At 38.4% G+C, this 7083-nt stretch carries 7 protein-coding genes; 3 read left to right on the forward strand and 4 right to left on the reverse strand.

Annotated elements, in window-relative coordinates; translation table 11 throughout:
- Positions 1-6 precede the first annotated feature (6 nt).
- Positions 7-2034, forward strand: a complete 2028-nt coding sequence (locus FN809_RS17250; RefSeq protein WP_142534795.1) for an MORN repeat-containing protein — start codon at positions 7-9, stop codon at positions 2032-2034.
- A 10-nt stretch (positions 2035-2044) separates the two neighbouring features.
- Positions 2045-3091, forward strand: a complete 1047-nt coding sequence (locus FN809_RS17255) for a pre-toxin TG domain-containing protein (protein WP_185957617.1) — start codon at positions 2045-2047, stop codon at positions 3089-3091.
- 745 nt (positions 3092-3836) lie between these two features.
- Here the strand turns inward: FN809_RS17255 and FN809_RS17260 are convergent.
- The 3 genes from FN809_RS17260 to FN809_RS17270 form a co-directional block, all read right to left on the reverse strand.
- A complete protein-coding gene (locus FN809_RS17260) occupies positions 3837-4136 on the reverse strand; it encodes a type II toxin-antitoxin system RelE/ParE family toxin (protein ID WP_142534797.1) in 300 nt (99 codons plus the stop codon).
- Positions 4129-4377, reverse strand: a complete 249-nt coding sequence (locus FN809_RS17265) for a type II toxin-antitoxin system ParD family antitoxin (RefSeq protein ID WP_142534798.1) — start codon at positions 4375-4377, stop codon at positions 4129-4131. Before FN809_RS17265 ends, FN809_RS17260 begins: the two co-directional genes overlap by 8 nt.
- A 287-nt stretch (positions 4378-4664) precedes the next feature.
- Positions 4665-5159 (reverse strand): hypothetical protein, encoded by a 495-nt coding sequence (locus FN809_RS17270; protein WP_142534799.1) that lies wholly within the window; start codon positions 5157-5159, stop codon positions 4665-4667.
- A 226-nt stretch (positions 5160-5385) separates the two neighbouring features.
- On the opposite strand from FN809_RS17270, the gene FN809_RS17825 reads away from it, so the two are divergent.
- Positions 5386-5541: a hypothetical protein gene (locus FN809_RS17825; protein WP_185957618.1), complete on the forward strand. Its 156-nt coding sequence runs from the start codon at positions 5386-5388 to the stop codon at positions 5539-5541.
- Between the two features lie 632 nt (positions 5542-6173).
- Here FN809_RS17825 and FN809_RS17275 read toward each other — a convergent pair.
- Positions 6174-6803, reverse strand: a complete 630-nt coding sequence (locus FN809_RS17275) for a class I SAM-dependent methyltransferase (RefSeq protein WP_142534800.1) — start codon at positions 6801-6803, stop codon at positions 6174-6176.
- Positions 6804-7083 lie beyond the last annotated feature (280 nt).

Genomic DNA, 7083 nt, shown 5'->3' on the forward strand with positions numbered 1-7083 from the left:
AGATTCATGAAGTTTTATATTATCTCTATCCTGTTATTGTTTACAACACTTGTTTTTGGTCAGCAACTTGTTGATTATGAAGGTGCCTGGCAGAATGATCAGCGCCACGGTGAAGGTACCGGTGTTTACATAGATAAATCGACTTATCAAGGTGCATGGGAAGCTAATAAGCGTCATGGGCATGGTGTGCAAACCTGGAGCAATGGGGCTATGTATGATGGCAGTTGGGTTAACGACCGCATGGAAGGCCACGGTAAAATGATTTATAAGAACAAAGATACGTATGAAGGGAATTTTAGTGGTGGATATCGAATGGGGCATGGGACTTTAACTTTTGCGGCAGGTGGCAGCTATACAGGCATATTTGAGTTGGATAAAATTACTGGCAGGGGTGTATATAAATATAAGTCGGGCGATGAATATAGCGGCCAGCTAATTGATGGTGTTAGAAATGGTTATGGCGTGATGGTATATGCCAACAAAACAACCTACGATGGTTACTGGGTGGATGATAAATTCCATGGACAAGGGCATCTCACATTGTGTGATAAAACGTATTACAACGGCGCTTTTGTTGCTGGAAAAAGAAATGGTGCAGGCGCGCAGAATTATCCTAATAAAGATTTTTATAACGGCAATTGGGTTAATGATAAAAGAGATGGTAAGGGCTTTTGCCGATATGTAAATCAGGATGTTTACAATGGTAGTTGGAAAAATGATAAAAAGGATGGTCTGGGTAAAATGGAATTTGCCAATGGCGATGAGTATGATGGCGCCTGGAAGAGGGACAAAATGATTGGAATTGGCTTGTTGGAGCGCGAATCGGGTGAAAAGTATGCCGGCGAGATGGGGAATGACGAATTTGATGGCCTCGGAATTTTAGAATATATCAATGGCGATGTATATAAAGGGGAGATGAAAAAAGGTAAACGCCATGGTGAAGGTTTGATGCTGTACGCAGACGGCACTGCTTACGAAGGAGAATTCAATAACGATTTGTATCATGGCAATGGTGTTTTATGGCTTGCCCATGGCGAGCAATACGAAGGCGAATTTAAAAATGGCATGATGGATGATGACAAAGCCAAGTACTATTATGCCGATGGCAGCTATTACAGTGGTGGTTTTAAAAAGAATGCCAAAGATGGTTCTGGTTGGGAGTATAATGCCGACGGCGATTATACCGGAGGCGGGAAATATAAAAATGGTCAATTAATAAGAGACTGGGAAACCATAGAGAAAAATACCAAAGCATTGGCAGCAGGTGCACAGGCATTGGCCGATGGTTTGCAGCAAGCTTACAGCCAATCGCAAAACTACAATAAGCAACTGGCGGCAAATACTGCAGCTAACAGAGCCAAATCGCAGCAAGCAGCACAACAAACTTTGGCAGCGCAGCGACAAGTCAGGGGACAATCCAATAAGCAAATTCAATCATCAGGCAATAGTGCATACCCAATAACCGACCCGTTTGTGCAGAGGTATGTAAATCAAACAACAAACTTAAATAGTAATAATAATAATTCAAGAACATCAACTATAGATCCGGGAAGCACTGTTAATAGCCCGGATGCAACATCAAACAGTAGCACATCAAATAGTTATTATACTTCATCCGTTTCAAAAAACAAAGGCAATCGGGATGTAGATGGTATGAAGGTACTTGCGTATCATGCAAACGGTAATATTAAATTTGCTACAAGCCTGACAGATGTAACATTTAAAATTGGTAGTCAGGTTGCTCGTGTGCCGGCAAAGACTCATATAGAGTTTCATGAGAGTGGATTACTAAACCAAGCAATGAATTACGTTGAGCCAATTACCATCTCGTTTCAAGGTAAAACAATTGGCGTTGAAGCAGTTCACTATTCAAACTATGGAATAATTATACATTTTTATTTAAAAGCTAATACATCTTTAGAATGTATGGACAATAAAATGAGAACCTTCACCGATCGTACGGTTGTAAGAGTACGTGACAATTTGGTTTGGTTGGGCAAGGATGAGAACGGAGAAATTTACAGATCACAATAACAGTAGAACAATGAAGCATTTAAGCATACTTATTATATTTATATCAACCATAGCGTTTTCTCAAACCGAAACCATCACTTACCAGAATGGTGCTGTATATACCGGAGCAACCGCTGATGGAAAACGCGAAGGACAAGGTAAAATAACTTATCCCAAAGGAGCTACCGAGGCAAACATGGGAGAAATAGTTACCAATACCAAAAAACTTAGTCCTGAATTGGAACAGCAACGGAAAGATATTTTGGCCTGGGTAGCTGATTACTGGAGCAGCTACGAACAAAATACCCAAGAGAGTGATTACAACACAGCCGTTAACAGCATGTTTTCGCGCAGGGTAAAAATGGCCGAAGACATATCACAGGTAATGGGTCATGATGTGGCAGGTAAAATGAAACCTGTATTCAAACATGGACTGGCTTCCATAAGGGAGTCGGAAAATATACATGGCGAACAAAAACGTTATTATTACAAAAAGCTATACCGTGTGTATGTAGAGTCTGTTCTCAACACCAACCCCGAAGAAGGATACCAACGGCTTAGACATTACACTGGTGCTGCATACCACAATCGCGAAGCCAACGCACAGGATGCCATTGCTGAAAACATCATGGCAGAATCAAATTTCGAAACGGCCAAACAGAGTATGGAAGTTATAACTACTGTAGGACAATGTTTTCCGATAGTTTCAACCACTTTAGATGTTGTTGCTGCCGGCACAGGTATCGACCCGGTTAGTGGTAAAAACCTGTCGGAGTTTGAGCGTTTTATGAAACTGATGATGATTATGGCACCCGGCAAAATTTCGGAAGCGATGGCAGATTCTCCCATACTTAAAACTACGCTTGAGAAATTTTCGAGCAAAATAGGCAGTTTTAATCCAAGCCAAATAAAACGTGTTGAGGCTTTTATAGCCAAGCATAACGGAATGGATACGTTTAGTTCAGTTGAATGGGCAGATGGCCAAATTTTATCCTATTTAGATGGTAAACTAAATAGTGCATTTAACGATTATGCTGTAAAAATGGTAGATGGGGATGGGGATAAAAATAAAAAGTAGTAGCTTTTACACCCACATTTATTAGAAGTAATTGAAGATAAAGATTGTCAATATGCATATTGAACAAGTTGTCTTTGTAACTTTTCACTTGCGATAAAGGCGACTTTAGCTTACGATCATTCTTTTTTAAACACCAATCAGTATTTTCATCTATGTAATAATTATCGAGTGACCAATCTTTTACTTCAATAATCACAGCACACCATTTCTTTTTAAAAGAACAATGTCAGGCATATCTCCATTTATAAATGGTTGAAAATATATTTCAAAACCGGATATCCTCGTGCTACAAAACACCAAAGAGAAGGAAACAGCCCAACAGCTCTAAAAAAGGCTTACGGGGTTTGATGAATACAAATGCCGGATTTGCAATGAGGGAATCATGCAGGTGATAAAGAATATACCGAGGATCAGATCGCCGGGCCAGCATCTGCCCTCGTTGCTTTTGACGCTATTACAATACAATACAAAACCCAAAATAACTTCATTAGCCCGAAGATTAGAAGTGTACTCCCCAAACCGTAGGTTTTTGGCATGAAAACACTGTTTTACAACAGATAACAATAAACAAATAAGCAGGACAGGCAACTTCTACACTTAAACCAGCATCAAATAACTTGCTTATGAACACGCAAACACCTCGATAAGTGCATAGCCCACAAATTTGACCGGGATGTAGTTCAACCCGGACTAATCGCTGGGCCTTACAGACCGCTCTTCGTCCTATTTATTGGGTGTAGTTTTTTTATTCAGTCAATCTATTTTTCAAATCCATTCTTTCATGTAATATTCTAATAACCTCAATTTCATTTTCAGAAATCAGATGATAAAATATAATGTGTTTTCCAGATTTAAGTCCAAGTAAACTTCTGCTTATGCCTGCATATACTTTTCCAAGGTCAGGATTCTCTCCGATTGCTTTACAAGCAAATTTAATTGTCGAATAATATTTATCAGCTTGGTTTTCCGACCATTTTTCGAAAGTATATTCCCAAATATCATTCAAGTCGTCAATGGCCTCTTGTCTCCATATAACTTTAGCCATTCTTTCTTTTTTCAGATTTGAGTTTTTTCAGATTTTCATCAAAGTCAAAGTTTTCAACCCTTGGACTGTTTAATCCTTCTTGAATGGCATTTCTTAATGCGATTACTTTACTTTCCTCATTTTCCAATAGTCGAAGCCCAGCTCTGATAACTTCACTAACATTTTTATACCGTCCGGCAGATACTTGACTGCTAACGAATTGGTCAAAATAATTTCCGAGTGATATTGATGTATTCTTCATTGTTTAGTTTTTCTCAAATTTACCAAATTTTGGTAAAAACCCCAAATCTGTCTCGTTTGTTCAAATTACACCCAACGTTGGCTGCATGAAGCGTATGGAGATTCAACGAGCGAACCTTTCCTAACGTCTCCAAGCCAAAGCTTTTATTTGTTTTTACCTTTCATTTTATAAGCCAAATCAAAGATTTGGCGGTATTCAATTGCCCATCTGACTCTCCAAATATCACGGACTCCATATGCTTTATTGCAGCGTGTTGTAGGGTGTTATTTCTTTTCTGGAATGTATCATTAGCAAGTTTGATGAAAATAGTCATACTTTTCTCCATTCCAGTATATTAATCCCCCGCCAATTTCGTCTTTAGTTATTCTAATTGAATCGTATTCCAGTCTTAGATTATCTCCTTCTTGGATTCCTGGTTCATTCACACGGATAGTATTAATTTCCCATTTATCTACCCAGTTCATATCATCCCAGTCATCCGCTGAATCATAAACAACACCAGCGCCCACTACATAAGTTGCCTTTGTTTGTCCATGCATAACCACAAATCCACGCTTATTATTTGATTTACTTATAACTAAAACGGCTATATCTTTTTCCCCATCCCCATTGAAGTCTGAGCATAAAAATTTAGGGTTGATGTAATTCTTAATTATATATTTCTCAGATAATTCAATGTTGGATGCAAACTTTTGTGTGAACTCATTGAATAAAACCATTTCAGTTTGTGCTATCGCATTCAATGAAATAAGTGACACGAAAATTAAGATTAAATTCTTCATTTTATATTGATGTTGAAATGTCTCATTCGCCTAATACCCTACAACTCTTCAATAATCTCACCCCATATGCCATTATTTCGCCGATGCACCCTGTTTAATAGCGTTTATTACTACAAGGGTGGTTCGATAAGTGCATATGGACTTATGTTAAGGCAATAAAGATAACTTTTTAAGTAAGAAAAGAGATATGACACCATAAATTTTCAAGTGGAAAAAAGAGCTGGTTTTGAGAAATGAACAGCAATCCATTGGGGATGGAAAATACGGAGGATTGTATTTCGCTTGTAGCGATTCTCGTTTATACTGTTTCCTGTACATCTCCGGTTCAAAAAGAGCCAAAACACCCGTGTTGGTATTTATTGCAAGTCCACGACAGTCGTAATGGTTCTAAATCTGGCCACTTCAAATTCATTATTGACTTCGTCGATTATCAATTCCCCATGGGGTAGAGAATCCCCGTATATGCTCAAAGTGAATACTCCGGTGGAGTATTTACAGCAGAGGACTAGCGTAGCTACCCTTACGTACGCTGCTCCCGGGCAAAGCATCAGGATAAATAGTGAGAGGCGCACTGGCAGTCAAAAGACCGTAAGCCGTTTACTCGATTGGCAACTGGTGTTTATTGTTTTTCAATCAAAATAAATTTGATTGTGCCCAATTATTATCGTGTCATTTATTCGTTCTGTGATTAGTTCTCTTTTTAGGGTAAATAATATTTGGATTCTCTGGAATAACTGTTAAATCACTTATTGCCATTGTTTCATCATCTATCTTAATTTCATAAATCACTAATTCTCTGCATTTTCCCATTTTACCGTTGGCTTCCGAAATCAATAGCTTTTTCTGCTATAGGGGGAATGCGCCGCAACGATTGGTGTAAGTGTAGTGCGGGCTTTCAAGGTACTTACCTTTCAATTTAGTACTTGATTAATTTAATGTAATAACTTTCAAATTAGCACTATCCGCCAAATAACCTATATTTATTGTTGTGCCTTCGTCCCTTTTTTATTGCTGTCAAGTCGTTCGTAATTTTCTGAAACTGCAAAAAACAAAGTTCTGAATAGTGTCGAACGGTGTCTTGTGGTCAACCGTTAAGCATTTAATTTTCTCAAAAAGATTTTTCAGTCGGTCTGTCATTGACGTTTCCGAGTATTGCTTGATTTCTATTCCGCTACATTTTTTCGGTCCTTTTTCAGAAAATGTCCCAATTACTAAAACTCCTGTCGGATTTATGTACTGTTCAGCTGTTTCTATGGAGTTTGAAATTTCTTGCTCATCTGTCAAAAAGTGAAATGCTGCTCGGTCGTGCCAAAAGTCAAATTTCGTTGTCGGTTTGAAAGTCACTACATCCGCAACAATCCATTTTATTTTATTCGCTTTTGGTCCAAGTCGTTGTTTTGCTCTTTCAATGGCTGACGCTGAAATGTCGAGAACTGAAATGTCTTGAAAACCCAAATCTAGCAGATGGTCAACTAAGAAACTGTCGCCCCCGCCAATGTCAATCACTTTTGCAGTTTTCGGTACGTTGAATTGCTTAAAAAAGTCCAATGAAGTTTCCGGTGTCGGTTCGAACCAACTAACGTCTTTCAGTTCCGTTGTTTGATAGATATTTTCCCAATGATTTTTGCGCTTAAAATTTTCCATTATTCCAGGTTGTTTCTTTGTTTTCGGGTCTCTTTTTTGGGTGAGGCACAACGTTTAGTATATGGCAAGTAGGGTAGTAGAAAGCGATAAACTTTCAAGTTTGCACTGAGCCAAAGCGGGCTACAACCCTTGAATTTACTGCTGACCCGGCTATTGTTTTTGTACATTGTTACCATGCGTTAATTGTAACCCTTCAACGAAGTACATCTTGTTTAAGATTCGATAAGCAATTTACTTTGTAAGCTAATTTTAAAATTTACAGCTATGCAAGAGAAAATGT

Origin of the sequence: Saccharicrinis carchari, assembly GCF_900182605.1 — a bacterium.
In the GTDB taxonomy this organism is placed as follows: domain Bacteria; phylum Bacteroidota; class Bacteroidia; order Bacteroidales; family Marinilabiliaceae; genus Saccharicrinis; species Saccharicrinis carchari.